We start from the raw sequence: 16,050 nt of genomic DNA on the forward strand, positions 1-16,050 counted from the left end.
CCTCCTGGCTGGGATCAGGGCTGGGCAGGAGTGAGGTACGGGCGCTGGCGCGCCTTCTCCTCGGCGTAGACGGCGCGGGCGCGCCGGGTGCTCTCGAGCGTGGAGACCTCGCTGACCGGCACGTCCCACCACGACTCGCTGGAGGGCGCGTCGACGAGCGGGTCGGTCTCGACGTGCACGACCGTCGTCCGGTCGCTCGCCTTGGCCTTGCGGAGGGCGGCCTCCAGGCTCGGTCCGTCCTGGGCGGAGAGGACGTCGACGCCGAGGCTGGCGGCGTTGGCGGCCAGGTCGACCGGCAGCACGTCCCCGTCGAGCCGGCCGGAGCCCGACCGGTACCGGTAGCGGGTGCCGAACCGCTGCGACCCGAGGGACTCCGAGAGCGCGCCGATCGAGGCGAAGCCGTGGTTCTGCACCAGGACGACGACCACCTTCACGCCCTCCTGGACGGCGGTGACCAGCTCGGTCGGCATCATCAGGTAGGAGCCGTCGCCGACCATGACGAACACGTCACGGTCCGGGCTGGCCATGCGGACGCCGATGCCGCCGGGGATCTCGTAGCCCATGCACGAGTAGCCGTACTCGACGTGGTAGCCCTTGGGGTCCCGGACCCGCCACATCTTGTGCAGGTCCCCGGGCATCGACCCGGCCGCGCACACCACCACGTCGCGCGGCGCCGACACCTCGTTGACCAGCCCGATGACCTCGTTCTGGGTGAGCCGGCCTCCGCTGCCGGGTGTGGCCGGGTGGTAGGCGGCCTCGACCGTGGCCTCCCACGCGGCGGCGAGCTCGGCGGTGCGGGCGCGGTACGCGTCGTCGGCCGACCAGCCGGCCAGCGCCCCGGTCAGCGCGGTGAGCGCCTCGCGGGCGTCGGCCTGCACCGTCACCCCGGCGTGCTTGGCGGCGTCCACCGCCGCGACGTTGACGTTGACGAACCGCACACCCGGGTCGGCGAAGGCGGTGCGGGAGGCGGTGGTGAAGTCCTGCCAGCGGGTGCCGACCCCGATGACGACGTCGGCCTCGCGGGCCAGCGCGTTGGCCGCCGTCGTGCCGGTGGAGCCGATCGCGCCGACCGACCGCGGGTGGTCGAAGGGCAGCGCGCCCTTGCCGGCCTGGGTCTGCGCGACCGGGATGCCGGTGGCGGTGGCGAACGCGTCCAGCGCCGCGGTGGCGGAGGAGTAGACGACCCCGCCGCCGGCGACGAGCAGCGGCCGCCGGGCCGAGCGGATCACCTCGACGGCGCGCTGCAGGGCGGCCGGCTCGGGCTGCGGGCGCCCGACGTGCCAGGTGCGCGGGGCGAACAGCTCGACCGGCCAGTCGAACGCCTCGGCCTGCACGTCCTGCGGGAGGCAGACGGTGGCCGCGCCGGTCTCGGCGGGGTCGGTGAGCACCCGCATGGCGCCGAGCAGCGCGGCGGGCAGCTGCTCGGGCCGCTCCACCCGGTCGAACCACCGGGACACGGGGCGGAGGGCGTCGTTGACCGAGACGTCGCCGCTGTCGGGGCGCTCGAGCTCCTGCAGCAGCGCGCCGGCGGCGCGGGTGGCGAAGGTGTCGGCGGGCAGCAGCAGCACCGGCAGCCGGTTGACCGTGGCCAGCGCCGCGCCGGTGACCATGTTGGTCGCCCCGGGCCCGATGCTGGTGGTCACCGCCCAGGTCTGCAGCCGGTCCTTCGCGCGCGCGTAGCCGACGGCGGTGTGCACCATCGCCTGCTCGTTGCGGCCGAGCACGTAGGGCAGCGCCCGCGGGGACTCCAGCTCGGCCTGCAGCAGCGCCTGGCCGAGGCCGGCGACGTTGCCGTGGCCGAAGATGCCCAGGCAGCCGGCGAACAGCCGCTGCCGGTGCCCGTCGCGCTCGGTGGACTGCTGGGCGAGGAAGCGCACCACGGCCTGGGCGACGGTCATCCGGGCGGTCCCGGGACGGGCCTGCGGCGGGGTCTGGCTCACGAGGGGGACGCTCCCTCCGGGTCGGGGCGGTGGATGGGCAGCGGCAGCCGGGGGTCGACGTCCTCGTCGGCCCACGTGCCGCGGACCCAGGCGTGCGCGGGGTCGTCGACGATCCGCCACGCCCGCTCGGGGCCGGGACCGGCCATGACGTTGAGGTAGTAGAGGTCGTGGCCGGGCGCGGCGATCGAGGGTCCGTGCCAGCCGTGCGGCACCAGGACGACGTCGCGGTCGCGGACCTCGGCGAGCACGTCGACCGGCCGGTCGGGGGTGCCGTACACGCGGTGGTAGGCCAGGCCGGGCTGGCCCTGCGGGCCGGTGGCGACCTCGAAGTAGTAGACCTCCTCGAGCTCGGTCTCCACCGCGGAGGTCTCGTCGTGCTTGTGCGGCGGCCAGCTCGACCAGTTGCCGCCGGGCGTGAGCACCTCGCAGGCGATGACCGAGTCGGCCTCGAGGACGCCGGCGGTGGCGAAGTTGTGCACCTGCCGGCTGCTCCGGCCGGCGCCGCGCAGCTCGACCGGCACCGCGGCGGCCGGGCCGTACCGGACGGGGTACCGGCGCCGCGCGCGGGCGCTGCACAGGGCGAACCGGCCGCCGTTGCGGCTGGTCAGCTCGGCGGTGGCCCCCAGCGGGAGGTAGGCGAAGTCCGTCGGCCCGGCGAAGACGCAGCTGCGGCCGGCCAGGGGGAGCACCTCCCCGTCGCAGGCGACGGTGACCCCGCCCTCCAGCGGGACGACGACGACCTCGTCGGGCCCGGTGTCCAGGACGTGCCGGCCGCCGGCGGGCAGCTCGAGCACGCGGAGCCCGGTGTGGCCCCAGCCGGCCGACTCGGGCGTGACCTCCAGCGCGTACGGGCCGGCGGCGGCGGACCCGGCGGGCAGGTGCAGGGAGCGGGAGCCGGGGGCGGTGGTGCTCGGGGCGGTGGTGCTCGGGGCGGTGGTGCTCGGGGCGGTGGCGGTCACGGTCGGCTCCCTCCGTGGACGAGGGCGACGGCGGTGTCCACCGCGGCCTCCACGTCGTCGTCGGGCGGGTAGAGCAGCGTGCGGCCGACCACCAGGCCGCGCACCGGCGGCAGCGCGAGCGCGTCGCGCCACTGCGCGTAGGTCTCCTCCGGCCGGCGTGAGGGGTCCCCGCCGAGCAGCAGCGTGGGCAGCGTGGTCGCGTCTGCCACCCGCTCCATCTCCGCGACCACCGGCAGCTTCAGCCAGGTGTAGGCGGAGGTGGCGCCCAGGCCCTGCACGACGTGCACGCTCTTGATCACCGCGTCGGGGGACAGGTCGTTGACCACCCGCCCGTCGACCCGCCGGGACAGGAACGGCTCCAGGATCGCGACCAGCCCGGCGCGGGCCAGCGCGGTGACCGCGCGGCCGGCGGTCTCCAGCGAGACGACCGTGGCGGGGTCGTCGAGGTCGACGCGGTTGAGCATCTTGGCCGCGTCGAACCGGGCGTCGACCACGCCCCGCACGTCGTAGCCGGTCATCCGGTCGTCGATCTCGAACACCGAGCCGGCCAGGCCGCCGCGGTTCATCGAGGCGACGACCACCTTGTCCTCCAGCGCGCCGAGCAGCAGCAGGTCCTCGGCGACGTCGGCGGTGGCCAGCAGCCCGTCGACCCCGGGCCGGGCGAGCGCGGCGCGCAGCCGGTCGAGCATCTCCGTGCGGCTGTGCATCGCGGTGGGCCGGCCCTGCGCCGACAGCGCGCCGCGGGCGGGGTGGTCGGCGGCGATCAGCATCAGCCGGCCGTCGTCGGGGAGGAAGGCCGGCCGCCGGCGGCGGGTGGCCAGGGCCTGCGCGACCGCCTGCGGGGAGCGGCTGCGCAGCTCGGTGACCTCGGCGTAGGTGGCGCACACCGGCGCGGTCCCGACGGCGGGCAGGTGCACGGCGGTGTCAGACACGGGTGCCCTCCAGGCGGGGGGTGGGGACGGCCGGGCGGGCGGCGGCGACGTGGGCGGCCACCTCCGCCGCGGTGGGCATCGCGGTCGAGCACTCCAGCCGCGAGGCGACGATCGCGCCGGCGGCGTTGGCCTCGCGCAGCAGCTGCTCCAGCGGCAGGCCGGTGAGCAGCCCGTGGATCAGCGAGCCGCCGAAGGCGTCCCCGGCGCCGAGGCCGTTGACGACCTCGACCGGGGTCGGCGGGACGACGACCCGCTCGTCCCGGGTCGCGCCGAGGACCCCCTCCGGGCCCTGCTTGACGACCGCCAGCTCGACGCCGGCGTCCAGCAGCGCGTCGGCCGCCCGGTCCGGGTCGGTCTCACCGACGGCGACCTCGCACTCCTCCCGGTTGCCGACCGCCACGGTGACCGAGGGGAGCGCGGCGCGGACCTGCTCGGCGGCCGCCTCCCGGGAGGGCCAGAACACCGCCCGGTAGTCGAGGTCGAGCACGGTGTGCCGGCGGCGGCCGCGGGCCGCCCAGGCGGCGTGGTGGGCCGAGCGGCTCGGCTCCTCGGACAGGCCGGTGACCGTCGCCCACAGCAGCCGCGCGCCGCGGACCGCGTCGAGGTCGAGGTCCTCCGGCCGGATCTGCAGGTCCGGGGCGGTCGGGCGGCGGTAGAAGTAGATCGGGAAGTGGTCGGGCGGGAAGACCTCGCAGAAGGTGACCGGCGTCGCGTGGTCGGGGTCGACGACGACGAACCGGTCGTCGACCCCGAGCTCGCGCAGCGCCCGGCGCACGAAGCGGCCGAACGGGTCGTCGCCCACACCGGTGACCAGCGCGGGGGAGTGCCCGAGGCGGGCCGCGGCGACGGCGACGTTGGCCGCGCTGCCGCCGAGGTACTTGCCGAAGGACTCGACGTCCTCGAGCCCCACGCCGACCTGCAGGGGGTAGACGTCGACGCCGCTGCGCCCCATCACCACGACGTCGGGGGCGACTTCGTCGGGGGTGTCGTCCACGGTCCGCTCCGTCCTGTGCGTCGTGCCCCGTGGGACCCGACTGTGCGCCGCGACACCTTCCGGCGTCAAGGCTTTGTCAGGACATAGCGACATCGTATCGTGAGCGCGGCACCCCGGTGGCCGCCCCGGCTCAGCGGGGGTCGAACAGGACCACCTCGCCGGGCGTGACCGGGAACGGGTTGGCCCACCCCGAGGCGGTGCCGGTGATCGGCTGCGCGTCGGTGACCACGTGGTACGGCGTCCCCGGGTAGACGGCGAGCACGCGGGCGGGGTCGGTGAGCTCCTCGGTGTGCTCGAGCAGCTCCCCGCGGCGCAGCAGCCGCGTCGTCCGCCGCCCGCGCAGCTCGCGGCCCACCTCCGCCACCCACCGGGCGCCGTCCTGGTCGAAGGCGACCGAGCGCACCCGCGCGCCCGGCGGCGCGGGCTCGCAGCCGGCGAACTCGGCGAGGGCCTCGTAGAGCCGCTCGGCCTGGTCGTCGTCGGTGGCGCGGGGGAGGAAGAAGGCGGTCACCGGCCGATCCTGACCCCCGGTACCGACAGCCCGGGATGCGGACCGTGCACCGGGCGTGCACCCTGGGTGCACGTGCTCCGCCCCGGCCGAGTAGAGGGGGACTCCTCGCCGGGGCACCGGGCCAGGTTCCGAGCTCCGCTCCCTGGCCCGGCCGCCGGGACCCCGGTCGTGCACCACCGGATGCCGGGCCCTCAGGTCGTGCGGCTCACCGACGCCTTCAGCACCCGGCCGCACAGCACCGTGGCCACCCCGGCGACGACGGCGGTCAGGAGCCCGACCCGCAGGCTGGTCGCGTCGGCGAGCGCGCCCACCAGCGGCGGGGACACCAGGAAGCCGATCCGCAGCAGCCAGTTGACCAGCGTGAGCCCCACGCCGTGCCGCAGCCCCGGGAGGTCGTCGGCCGCGGCGTAGACGGCGGGGACCAGCGTCGCGACGCCCAGCCCGGCCAGGGCGAACCCGGCCAGCGTCGTGGCCAGCGACGGCACCGCCAGCGCCAGCCCCATGCCGGCGGCCACCATCGCGCCGCCGACACGGGCCACCCGGCGCTGCCCGAACCGGTCGACGACGCGGTCGCCGGTCAGCCGGCCGACGGTCATCGCCAGCGACAGCGCGACGAACCCCAGCCCCGCGGCCGCCGCGCCCGTCCCCACCTCGGTGCGCAGCCACAGCGCGCTCCACGAGGAGCCGGCGTCCTCGACGAACGCCCCGCACGCGGCGAGCACGCCGAGCGCCGCCAGCGGCAGCGCGACCGCCCGCAGCGTCCCCCGCCCGCCCGCGGGCACGGCGTCGTGGGGCACCTCCTCCTGGTCGGGACCGGGCAGCATCGACCGGTGCGCCACCAGCGCGACGACGGCGAAGACGGCCGCGACCACGCCCAGGTGCACCCCGAGCGGGACGCGCAGGCCCGCCGCGGCGGAGCCCAGCAGCCCGCCCGCCACCGCGCCGATGCTCCAGAGGCCGTGGAAGGAGTTGAGGATCGACCGGTCGTAGGCCCGCTGCACCCGCAGGCCGTGCGCGTTCTGGGCGACGTCGACGACCGCGTCCAGCGCGCCGGCGACGAACAGCGCCCCGGCGAACAGCCACCACGAGGGCGCGACGGCGGCGCCCCAGACGGCGGCGGCCAGCGCCACCAGGCCCCAGGAGGCCACCCGCGCCGAGCCGAACCGGCGCATGAGCGCGGCCGAGGCCAGCGCGGACACCAGCGCGCCGAGCGGCAGGGCGGCCAGCGCCGCGCCGAGCTCGGCGTTGGAGACGCCCAGCCGGTCCTTGACCTCGGGCAGCCGGGGCACGAGGTCGGCGAAGAGCACCGCGTTGACGAAGAAGCAGGCGGCGACGGCGGCGCGGGCGGCGCGCAGCCGGGGCGGGGCGGGAACCGGGAGGGTGTCCGACACGGGTGTCCTGTCTGGAGGGGCGGGCGGGTCAGGCGGCGAAGCGGAGGATGGCGGCACGGATCTGGGCGCGGTCCATCGGGTCGGTCGACAGGGCGCTGTGCAGCACCAGCCCCTCGACCAGGGCGTCGAGCTCGCGGGCGGTCACCGGGTCGAAGTGGCGCTCCAGGCTCGCCCGGCTGCGCTGCATCCAGTCCTGGGTGACCGCGCGCAGCGCCGGCCGGCGGGCGGCGGCGACGTAGAGCTCGACGGCGAGCACGAGGTCCCGGCCGGAGCCGAGCAGGTCGCCGGTGAGGTGCTCGACCAGCGCGTCCAGGGCGGCGACCCGGTCGGGCGCGGCGCACATGCGCGCGTCGAGGCGGGCGGCCACCTCCTCGACGTGCCGGGTGAACGCCGCGGCGTGCAGCTCGTCCAGGCTCGCGAAGTGGTAGGTCATCGACCCCAGGGGCACGTCGGCGGCGCGGGCGATGGCCCGGTGCGTGGCGCCGGTGACGCCGGCGTCGGCGATGACGTCCAGCGCCGTGGCCACCAGCCGGTCGCGGCGGCCGGGGTCGTGCCGCCGCGGCCGCCGGACGGGGGCGCTCACCCCCGGTCCAGCTCGCGGACCACCCGGGCCGGGTTGCCGACGGCGACCACGCCGGCCGGCAGGTCCCGCGTCACGACCGACCCGGCGCCGACGACGGTGTCCGCGCCGATGGTGACGCCGGGCAGCACGATCACCCCGCCGCCGAGCCACACGTTGTCGCCGATGGTGATCGGCCGCGCGGCCTCCCACTCGTCCCGCCGGGGCCCGGGCTCCACCGGGTGGGTGGGGGTGAGCAGCTGGACGTTCGGCCCGATCTGCACGTCGTCGCCGATGGTGATCGCCGCGACGTCGAGGGCGACCAGGCCGACGTTGGCGAAGCAGCGGGCGCCGACGCGGATCCGGCGGCCGTGGTCGACGTACAGCGGCGGGCGGATCTCGGTGCCCTCGCCGACCGAGCCGAGCAGCCGCCCGAGCAGCTGCCGGCGCAACGGCCGCTGGCGGACCGAGGTGGCGTTGTAGGCGGCCACCAGGTCCAGTGCGGCGGCGCTCTCCTCGCCGATCTCGGGGTCGTCGGCGACGTAGAGGTCGCCGGCGAGCATCCGCTCGCGCATGGTCCGGCCGTCGTCCGGGGCGGGCAGCGAGGTCATGCGGACGAGCGTACACATCCATGCGGACGACCGTACGCATCGTCACGGGGCGGCCCGCCGATGACTCCCGTCCGCCACGGCGGTCCACCCCTCGACACCACCGCTTACGGGAGGCCCCAGATGACCAGCACCGCCCCCGCGCTCGAGACCCGCACCCTCGAGGTGCCCGGCGCCGTCCTCGCCTACGACGTCCGCCCCGGCCCGGCCGGCGCGCCGGTGCTGCTGCTGGTCGGCTCGCCCATGGCCGCGGCCGGTTTCGGCACGCTGGCCGGGTACTTCGCCGACCGCACGGTGGTCACCTACGACCCGCGCGGCTCCGAGCGCAGCCGCCGCACCGACGGCGCCGCGACGAGCACGCCCGAGGAGCACGCCGACGACCTGTCCCGCGTCGTCGCCGCGGTCGGCGGCGGTCCGGTCGACGTCTTCGCCAGCAGCGGCGGCGCGGTCAACGCGCTGACCCTCGTCGCCCGCCACCCAGGGCAGGTGCGCACGCTGGTCGCGCACGAGCCGCCGTCGGTGCGGTACGTGCCCGACGCCGCGGAGGCCTCGGCCGCCACCCACGCCGTCGGGGAGGCCTACCGGCGGTCCGGCCTCGGCGCCGGCATGGCGGCCTTCATCCGGCTGGTCGCCCACCGCGGCCCGGTGACGCCCGACCTCGCCGGCCCCGCACCCGACCCCGCCCTGTTCGGCCTGCCCACCGAGGACGACGGCTCGCGCGACGACGTCCTGCTCGGGCAGAACCTCGTCTCGTGCACCCACCACGAGCACGACGTGGCGGCGCTGCGGGCCGCGCCCACCCGGGTCGTGGTCGCCGTCGGCGCCGGGTCCGAGGGAGAGCTCGCGCACCGCGGCGGCGTGGGCGTCGCCGAGGCGCTGGGGACCGCCCCGGTCGTCTTCCCCGGCGGGCACGCCGGCTTCCTCGGCGGCGAGTACGGCCAGACCGGGGAGCCCGCGGCGTTCGCGGCCCGGCTGCGCGAGGTGCTCGACGGGGCGGCCTGAGGGCCTTGTCCCGTCCCGGCGGCAGCGGGAGGCTGGGCCCGCCAGGACGAGCTGTGAACAGGGCCAGCCACCGCCGGGAGGTCGCCGTGGAAGCGCGCGTGGGGGACAGGATCGTCGTCCGCTCGACCCACCAGGGGGAGCCGGACCGCACCGGACGGGTGCTCGAGGTCCGCGGACAGGGCGGGGCGCCGCCGTACGTGGTCCAGTGGGACGCCGACGGGCACACCGGCGTCTTCTACCCGGCCGGCACCTGCGCCGTCGTCCCCGAGCCGGCCGAGGCGTAGGAGCGGGGGCCGTCCCCTCGCGGGACGCCCCCCGCGCGGGTCGGCGGCGGACGCCCCTCCGGCGTGCCCGCCCGCCCACCGCTCCGGCGGCCGCGGGTGGCCCCACGCGCCTGGCCGGTCGCATCCGGGCTCGAGGACGGCCCGACCGGCCGCGGCAGGCGTACCGCCCCTCGTGGAGCCGACGGGCGCCCGCGCCGGCCCCATAACCGTTATCCCCAACTTCCGCCGCGATGAGGCGGGGCCGGCATAGAAACGCACGGCGAGACGGGCCCCGGCCACGCCTCGTGCACGTCCCGACGTCCCGGGGCAGGACGAGGCGACCCCCGGCGCGCCGGTGCTCCCGCCGCGGGACGCCGCGGCGGGAGGGCCGGAGGTGGGGCGGTCAGGCCTGCGGGGTCTCCGGCGTGCCGGCGTGCGGCGTGCCGTCGGGCCCCTCGGCGAGCAGCAGGTACAGCGCGCGGCGGGCCTCGGCGAGGACGCCGGCCGCGGCGGTGAGCTGGGCCTCGGTGCCGGTGCGCGCCACCTGGCGGACCGCGCCGTGCAGCTGGTCGAGCAGGCCGCGCAGGTCCGCGGTGGGGGCGCCCGCGGTGCCGCCGCCGAACGGGTCGTTCCCGGTGCCGCGCAGCTCCTCGACGGCGCTGCGGCCGGCGTCGGTGAGGGTGGCGAGCTTGCGGCCGGCGTCGGCGGTCACCGTGACCAGGCCCTCGTCCTCGAGCTGGCTGAGGGTCGGGTAGATCGCGCCGGGGCTGGGCGTCCACCGCCCGCCGCTGCGCTCGGCGACCGCCTGCATGAGCTGGTAGCCGTGCATGGGCTGCTCGGCCAGCAGCAGCAGGACGGCGGCGCGGACGTCGCCGCGCGGGGCCCGCCCGCGGCCGCCGCGGCGCCGCCACCCGGCCGCCGGGTCGGAGCCCGGGCCGAAGCCGGGGCCACCGGGGCCTCCCGGGCCGCCGAAGCCCGGGCCGCCGGAGCCCGGGCCGAAACCGGGGCCGGGGCCGAGACCGGGGCCACCGGGGCCGCTCGGGCCACCGAAGCCGGGGCCGCCGAAGCCGGGGCCACCCGGGCCGCCGAAGCCGAAGCCGGAGGGCCCGGAGCCCCCGCCGCCGGGCCCGCCCGGACCGAACCCGCGCGGCCGCTGGCCGCGCCCGTGCCCGCGGCCGCCGGGCCGCCATCCCTCGGATCGTGGGTCGTGCACCATGACCGCCTCCTGACGTATCGAATGACAGTAACGATATATCGTGATGCGACGGTCGTCTAGCGGCCGAAGGAGTGCGCCGCGATCGCCTGGACGGCCGCCTCGCCGAGTGCGTCGACCTCGGCGGCGAGCACGCGCAGGGGGGCGGGCTCCCCGGAGCGGAGGCGGTCGGTGAGCCGGCGGGCCACCTGGCCGATCCGCCCGGCCGGGTCGACGCCGGGCTCGGCGGGCGCGGGCGGGACCACCGACCAGGGCTGGTCGATCTCCGCGCTGAGCGCCGGCAGCCGGCGCAGGAGGGCCGCGCTCTCGGCGGCCAGCCGCCACCAGGTGCCCGGCCGCAGCTCCGGGGGCCCGGACCCGCCGGCGGCCGCCCAGCGCAGCAGGCGCACCACCTCGCCCCAGACCACGTCGGAGACGACGTCGCCGACCGGCCCGCCGCCGGGGGAGCGCCGGGCGAGCACGAGGGCGCGGGCCGCTGCGGGGTCGAACAGCCAGGGCGCGGTGTCGCGGTCCATGACGGCACGCTGCCCCCGCACCCTCCGCAGGGGCTGGGGCCGGCCTGTGAGCTCCCTGGGGACCTCAGCCCAACGCGGCCAGCACCGCCGCGGCGGCGGAGTCGAGGGCGGCGCGGGCCCGTCCCCACGACGTCGCGGCGGGGAAGTCGCCGAGCAGGACGACGGCGGTGCCCGAGGGCAGCACCCCGGCCGAGTGCAGCTGCCGCCGGCCGTCGACGCAGCACATCCAGCCCTGCTTGGCCGCGGTCCCGGGGCCGCCGGCCAGCAGGCCGAAGGACTGGGAGAACCCGTCGGCCGCGGTCGGCGCGGTCTCCCGCATCCAGCCGAGCAGCGTCGCGGCCGGCCCCTCGCCGAGCGTGTCGGCCAGCCCGGCGAGCAGGGCGGCGACGTCGGCCGCGCTGAGCCTGGCCTCGCCCCACTGGCCGGCGACCCGCGGCGGGGCGGTGGCGGTCAGGCCGGCGTCGGCGGCGGTGGCGGTGACCAGCGCGGCGCCGTCGTAGCGGTCCCACAGGGTGCTCATCGCGCCGTCGTCGGAGGTCACGATCGCCCGCTCCATCAGCGCGAGGTCGTCCTCGCCGAGGTCGAGCGCGCCGGCCGCGTCGAGGGCCAGCAGCCGGCCGACGACGTGCAGCTTGACCACCGACGCCGACAGGAGGGCGTCCCCGGCGGCGGGACCGGTGACCAGCGGCCGGCCGAACGCGTCGAGCACCGCCACCGCGACCGTGCCGTCCGCCGCGCCCGCGGCCGCGTCGACGGCGGCCAGCACCGCGGTGGCGTCGACGGCGACCGGCGGCGGGACGGGGGCGGCGGCCTCCCCGACGACGCCCATGCCGCGGATCTCGGCCGGCGTCCCCGGGTCCGGCGCGACCGTGGCCCGCTGCGCGTCCGGCACCTCCGCACGCTCCGCGCCGTCCGGGGCCCAGAGGACCACCGCCAGCAGTCCCGCCGTGGTCACCACCAGCACCGACGCGAGCACGATCGTGAGCGCGCCGAGGACCAGCCGCTCCAGCGGGCCCCGGCGCGGGCGTCCGGGCGAGGGGCGGACGGCGCGCACGGGCACAGGGTGGACCCGATCGGGGTCGTGCGGGGAACGTCCGTGTTTCCCCTGGCGGACCGGCCGGTGACGCGGTGCAGGTCAGGCGGGTCCGGACCCCGCCTCGACCGGCCCGTCGGGCCCGGCGGCGGACCCGGACGCAGCGGTCCACAGTCGCGGCACGGGCGGCTGACAGCCGGGTCACAGCTTCGTGCCCCATCCTCGGGACCAGGGCCGGATCGACCGGTCACCCGAGCGAGGAGTGTGCCCGTGCGGAAGAAGATCCTGCTCGCCACCGCGGCCGGTGCCCTGGCCGCGGGCGGCCTGGCCTTCGCCGTCCCGGCCGTGGCCGACGACGACACGACCACCACGGACTCGGTCACCTCGGCCGAGGAGCGCATCCGCGACGCCCTGTCCGGCCTGGTCGACGACGGGTCGATCACCCAGGAGCAGGCCGACGAGGTCGCCGCCACCCTCGGCGACGCCGCGGTCTGGCACGGTGGCCGGGGTGGCTGGCACGGCGGCTGGGGCGGCGGCTTCCCGGTCGTCGCCGAGACCCTGGGCCTGTCCGAGGAGGAGCTGCGCACCGCCCTGGAGGCCGACGGCGCCACCCTCGCCTCGGTCGCCGAGGACCGGGGCGTCGCCGTCGAGGACCTCGTCGCCGCGCTCGTCGCGGCGGCCGAGGACCGCATCGCCACCGCCGTCGAGGAGGGCCGCCTCACCCAGGAGGAGGCCGACGAGCGGCTGGCCGACCTGGAGGCGAGGGTCACCGAGTTCGTGCAGTCCGCCGACGGGGACGGGCCCTGGTGGGGCGGCCGCGGCGGCCCCGACGACGAGAGCGACTGACCGTCCCGGCACCTCGCGGCGCCGTCCTCCGTTGGGGAGGGCGGCGCCGCACTGCACCCCGGTCCCCGCGCACCCCGGTGCCCGCGCACGCGGGCCGCTCCGCGGCACGGTGCGCCGGTACCGTCCGCCGCTCCGCCGGAGTGCACCCCCCGCGACGGCCGGCGCCCCGAGGAGGAGACCCGTGACCACCACGCTGCCGTCGGCGCGGCCCGACGGCCGCCCCCCGGCGCCGGCCCGCACGCTCGTCGTCGTCGGCGGCCTGCCCGGCAGCGGCAAGACCACGCTGGTGCGGCGCGTGCTCGGCGACGGCGTCCCGGGCGTCGCCGCGGTCGACTCCGAGGACGTCGCCGCCCGGTGGCGCACCGGCTCCCGGGTGCCCTACCGCCTGGTGCGGCCGCTGGTGCACACCGCGCACCGGCTGCGCGTCCTCCGCGTGCTCGCCGGTCCGGCGCCGGTCGTCGTCCTCACCGACCCTTGGACCAGCCGCTGGTGGCGCCCGGTGGTGCTGCGGGCGGCCCGCCGGGCCGGGCGCGCGGTCCGTCTGGTGCTGCTCGACGTCTCCGCCGACGACGCCGCCGAGGGCCAGCGCGCCCGCGGCCGGCGCATCCCCGAGGGCCGGATGCGCCGGCACGCCGGCCGCTGGGACCGCTACCGCGCCGCGGACCCGGCGCCCGGCGAGGTCCTCGTCGTCGACCGGCCGGGGGCCGCCGCGCTCACCCTCGCCGGGCTCCTGGGTCCCGTGACCCCGGCGGCTGCAGCGGGCTGACCACCCCGGTCAGGCCCAGCGCCCGCTCGAGCAGCCGGAACCGGTAGGCCGCGGTCAGCGCCGCGAACCAGAGCACCAGCGCCGGGACCACGGTCTCGAAGACCGGGTCGGCGGCGTCGGTGAGCCCGAAGTAGGTGGTGAACGCCGGCCAGAACAGCCCGGCGGAGAACACGACCACCAGCGCGAGGACCAGCCACGCGGGGCGGCGGTCGCCGTCGGGACGGGTCCAGGCGGCGAACCACCGGGTGGGCGGCTTGAGGAACAGGATCAGCAGGAACGCCGCGTAGGAGACGAACGTCGACAGCGCCGTCTGCGCGCCGATGGTCGCGGCGGCCTCGGCGAAGCCGACGTCGTCGGAGGACACCCCGGTGTAGTCCTCGAAGGCGTCGACCACGAACGAGGGCACGGCGTCGTCGGTGAACCCCTGCAGCAGGTCGGTGTAGTGCCGGGCGTAGACGGCGACCCCGCCGGCCGCGGTCACCAGCACCGCCGGCACGACGAACCGCCACAGCGTGGTGAGCAGGTGCGGGTCGGGCGGGGTCGGGCGGGCCCACGCGGTGAGGAACAGCGTCGGGACGCCGACGGTGAGCAGGGTCAGCCCCACGTTGGCCGGGGAGTAGGGGAAGCCGAGCCCGAGCATGGTGACGGCGAGGATGACCAGCCCCTGGGTGCCGACGCGGGCCAGGAACACCTGCATCGACGTGCTGATCCCGGTGATGATCCGGCGGCCCTCGTGCGCCGCCGGCAGCAGCGCGGCCAGCGAGTCGCCGGTCAGCACGATGTCGGCGACGTCGCGGGTGACCGCGCTGCCGCCGGCCATCGCCACGCCGACGTGCGCCCGCTTCAGCGCGCGGGCGTCGTTGACGCCGTCGCCGACCATCGCCACGTGGTGCCCGGCCCGGCGCAGCGCGTCGACCAGCCGCTCCTTCTGCTCCGGGGCGATCCGCCCGAACACCGTCGTCCGCGCGACGACCTCGTCGAGCTGCGCCTCCGACAGGCCCTCCAGTGCCGGGCCGGCCACCGGCTCGCCGGGCTCCAGGCCGGCCTGCCGCGCCAGCGCCGCCACCGTGGCCGGGTCGTCGCCGGAGACCACCTTGACGGTGATGCCGTCCGCGGTGAGCCGGGCGAGGGTGTCGACGACGCCGGGGCGCAGCTCGTCGGCCAGCGCAACGACGGCGAGCGGCTCCAGGGCGGGCAGCCGCGCCCGGCCGGCGCCGTCGCGCAGCGGTGCGTCCCGGTCGGGGCGGGCGAGCACCAGCACCCGCAGCCCGCGCCCGGTCAACTCCCGCACGGGGACGCCCAGCGGCTCGCCGGTCAGCCGCGGCGCCAGCGTGTCCGGGGCGCCGAGCACCAGCACGCCGTCGGCGGTGCGCAGCGCGCTCCACCGCAGCGCGGAGGAGAACGGCACCTCCTCGGCGACGGGCACCGGGTCGCCGGGCAGCGCCTGAGCCAGTGCCGCCGTCGTCAGGTTGCCCGCGGCGGTGCTGCGGGCCATCGACCCCAGCAGCCGCTCCACCTCGCCGGCCGGCAGCGGTCCGACCGGCCGCACCTCGGCCAGCGACAGCCGGCCGGTGGTGAGCGTGCCGGTCTTGTCGGTGCAGACGACGTCGACGTTGCTCACCGACTCCACGGCGTTCACCTGCTGCACCAGCGCGCCGCGGCCGGCGCTCCTGGCCGCGCCGACGGTGTAGGCGACCGCGACGAGGAAGAACAGCCCGTAGGGCACCAGCCCCGACAGCACCGCGGTGGTCTGCACGGTCCGCACCAGGGTGAAGCCCTCCAGCGCGGCCTGCGCCAGGATCGTCACGCTCATCAGCAGCACCAGGAGCATGACCAGCCGGACGACGAAGTCGATCCGCCGCTGCAGCGGCGTCCGGTCGGTGGAGACCCGGCGCGCCTCGGCGGTCAGCCGGCCGGCGTAGGACGCCGCGCCGACCTCGCGGGCCAGCTGCGCGCCCTCGCCGCCGACGACGAACGAGCCCGACAGCAGGTCGTCCCCGGGCTCCTTCGGCAGCGCCTCGGACTCGCCGGTCAGCAGCGACTCGTCCACCTCCAGCCGCCCGGCGAGCACCGGCCCGTCGACGACGACCTGCCCGCCCGGGCGCAGCCGCAGCACGTCGCCGAGCACGACCTCCTCCGGCGGCACCTCGGTGTCGGCGCCGTCGCGGACCACCGTCACCGTGCCCCGCGCGAGCAGCTGCAGCCGGTCGAGCTTGCGCTTGGCGCGGATTTCCTGCACCGCGCTGATCGCGGCGTTGACCAGCCCGAGGCCGACGCTGGTGAACGCGTCGCTGTACCGGCCGAGCGCCAGCAGCGCCGCGCCGATGGTGAACAGGATGACGTTGAAGAAGGAGAAGACGTTGGTGCGCAGGATGACCGCGTAGCTGCGCGAGGACGCGCTGACCGCGACGTTGCCCTCACCGCGCCGGTGCCGGGCGCGGGCCTCGGCGGCGGTCAGGCCCGCCGGCGCCGCGGGAGGAGTCAGGCCGGTGGTCCCCGTCGTCATCGCCCCCGACTG

At 77.6% G+C, this 16,050-nt stretch carries 16 protein-coding genes; 4 read left to right on the top strand and 12 right to left on the bottom strand.

What is annotated here, in order from left to right; translation table 11 throughout:
- Positions 1-14: 14 nt before the first annotated feature.
- The 8 genes from iolD to ACI8AB_RS05495 form a co-directional block, all read right to left on the bottom strand.
- Positions 15-1,940: a 3D-(3,5/4)-trihydroxycyclohexane-1,2-dione acylhydrolase (decyclizing) gene (gene iolD / locus ACI8AB_RS05460; RefSeq protein ID WP_456949258.1), complete on the bottom strand. Its 1,926-nt coding sequence runs from the start codon at positions 1,938-1,940 to the stop codon at positions 15-17.
- A complete protein-coding gene (gene iolB, locus ACI8AB_RS05465) occupies positions 1,937-2,899 on the bottom strand; it encodes a 5-deoxy-glucuronate isomerase (RefSeq protein WP_456949259.1) in 963 nt (320 codons plus the stop codon). Before iolB ends, iolD begins: the two co-directional genes overlap by 4 nt.
- The gene (locus ACI8AB_RS05470; protein ID WP_456949260.1) at positions 2,896-3,831 is read right to left on the bottom strand and encodes a class I fructose-bisphosphate aldolase; all 936 of its coding nucleotides are present in this window, start codon (positions 3,829-3,831) and stop codon (positions 2,896-2,898) included. Before ACI8AB_RS05470 ends, iolB begins: the two co-directional genes overlap by 4 nt.
- Entirely contained in the window at positions 3,824-4,825 is a 1,002-nt protein-coding gene (gene iolC, locus ACI8AB_RS05475; RefSeq protein WP_456949261.1) for a 5-dehydro-2-deoxygluconokinase, read from the bottom strand. The genes ACI8AB_RS05470 and iolC overlap by 8 nt, the downstream gene beginning before the upstream one ends.
- A gap of 130 nt (positions 4,826-4,955) precedes the next feature.
- Complete coding sequence (locus ACI8AB_RS05480; protein WP_387988154.1) at positions 4,956-5,336, bottom strand: hypothetical protein; 381 nt, start codon at positions 5,334-5,336, stop codon at positions 4,956-4,958.
- 191 nt (positions 5,337-5,527) lie between these two features.
- Positions 5,528-6,727, bottom strand: a complete 1,200-nt coding sequence (locus ACI8AB_RS05485) for an MFS transporter (protein ID WP_456949262.1) — start codon at positions 6,725-6,727, stop codon at positions 5,528-5,530.
- Between the two features lie 28 nt (positions 6,728-6,755).
- Positions 6,756-7,310 (bottom strand): TetR/AcrR family transcriptional regulator, encoded by a 555-nt coding sequence (locus ACI8AB_RS05490; RefSeq protein ID WP_456949263.1) that lies wholly within the window; start codon positions 7,308-7,310, stop codon positions 6,756-6,758.
- Positions 7,307-7,897 carry a sugar O-acetyltransferase gene (locus ACI8AB_RS05495; RefSeq protein ID WP_456949264.1) on the bottom strand — a complete coding sequence of 197 codons (591 nt, stop codon included), beginning with the start codon at positions 7,895-7,897 and terminating at the stop codon, positions 7,307-7,309. The genes ACI8AB_RS05490 and ACI8AB_RS05495 overlap by 4 nt, the downstream gene beginning before the upstream one ends.
- Before the next feature lie 120 nt (positions 7,898-8,017).
- Here ACI8AB_RS05495 and ACI8AB_RS05500 point away from each other — a divergent pair, with 120 nt between their 5' ends.
- The gene (locus tag ACI8AB_RS05500; RefSeq protein ID WP_456949265.1) at positions 8,018-8,896 is read left to right on the top strand and encodes an alpha/beta fold hydrolase; all 879 of its coding nucleotides are present in this window, start codon (positions 8,018-8,020) and stop codon (positions 8,894-8,896) included.
- An 86-nt stretch (positions 8,897-8,982) separates the two neighbouring features.
- A complete protein-coding gene (locus ACI8AB_RS05505; protein ID WP_387988159.1) occupies positions 8,983-9,180 on the top strand; it encodes a DUF1918 domain-containing protein in 198 nt (65 codons plus the stop codon).
- Positions 9,181-9,562: 382 nt separating this feature from the next.
- Here ACI8AB_RS05505 and ACI8AB_RS05510 read toward each other — a convergent pair whose 3' ends face one another.
- The 3 genes from ACI8AB_RS05510 to ACI8AB_RS05520 form a co-directional block, all read right to left on the bottom strand.
- On the bottom strand, positions 9,563-10,375 hold the full coding sequence (locus tag ACI8AB_RS05510) for a PadR family transcriptional regulator (protein WP_456949266.1): 813 nt from the start codon (positions 10,373-10,375) through the stop codon (positions 9,563-9,565).
- 56 nt (positions 10,376-10,431) lie between these two features.
- On the bottom strand, positions 10,432-10,887 hold the full coding sequence (locus ACI8AB_RS05515) for a hypothetical protein (RefSeq protein WP_456949267.1): 456 nt from the start codon (positions 10,885-10,887) through the stop codon (positions 10,432-10,434).
- Between the two features lie 64 nt (positions 10,888-10,951).
- Positions 10,952-11,941 carry a hypothetical protein gene (locus ACI8AB_RS05520; protein ID WP_456949268.1) on the bottom strand — a complete coding sequence of 330 codons (990 nt, stop codon included), beginning with the start codon at positions 11,939-11,941 and terminating at the stop codon, positions 10,952-10,954.
- Between the two features lie 249 nt (positions 11,942-12,190).
- On the opposite strand from ACI8AB_RS05520, the gene ACI8AB_RS05525 reads away from it, so the two are divergent.
- Together ACI8AB_RS05525 and ACI8AB_RS05530 are read left to right on the top strand one after the other, a co-directional pair.
- On the top strand, positions 12,191-12,766 hold the full coding sequence (locus ACI8AB_RS05525) for a hypothetical protein (protein WP_456949269.1): 576 nt from the start codon (positions 12,191-12,193) through the stop codon (positions 12,764-12,766).
- Between the two features lie 181 nt (positions 12,767-12,947).
- Positions 12,948-13,532: an AAA family ATPase gene (locus ACI8AB_RS05530; protein WP_456949270.1), complete on the top strand. Its 585-nt coding sequence runs from the start codon at positions 12,948-12,950 to the stop codon at positions 13,530-13,532.
- Here ACI8AB_RS05530 and ACI8AB_RS05535 read toward each other — a convergent pair.
- Positions 13,480-16,038 carry an HAD-IC family P-type ATPase gene (locus ACI8AB_RS05535; protein ID WP_456949271.1) on the bottom strand — a complete coding sequence of 853 codons (2,559 nt, stop codon included), beginning with the start codon at positions 16,036-16,038 and terminating at the stop codon, positions 13,480-13,482. The genes ACI8AB_RS05530 and ACI8AB_RS05535 overlap by 53 nt on opposite strands.
- Positions 16,039-16,050: the final 12 nt, after the last annotated feature.

Source organism: Geodermatophilus sp. SYSU D00698, from assembly GCF_054050335.1.

What these genes read in the sequence shown, in the direction of transcription:
- ACI8AB_RS05500 (WP_456949265.1), top strand. Translation starts at nt 8,018, where the DNA reads ATGACCAGCACCGCCCCCGCGCTCGAGACCCGCACCCTCGAGGTGCCC.
- ACI8AB_RS05495 (WP_456949264.1), bottom strand. Translation starts at nt 7,897, where the DNA reads ATGACCTCGCTGCCCGCCCCGGACGACGGCCGGACCATGCGCGAGCGG.
- ACI8AB_RS05535 (WP_456949271.1), bottom strand. Translation starts at nt 16,038, where the DNA reads ATGACGACGGGGACCACCGGCCTGACTCCTCCCGCGGCGCCGGCGGGC.
- ACI8AB_RS05510 (WP_456949266.1), bottom strand. Translation starts at nt 10,375, where the DNA reads ATGGTGCACGACCCACGATCCGAGGGATGGCGGCCCGGCGGCCGCGGG.
- ACI8AB_RS05515 (WP_456949267.1), bottom strand. Translation starts at nt 10,887, where the DNA reads ATGGACCGCGACACCGCGCCCTGGCTGTTCGACCCCGCAGCGGCCCGC.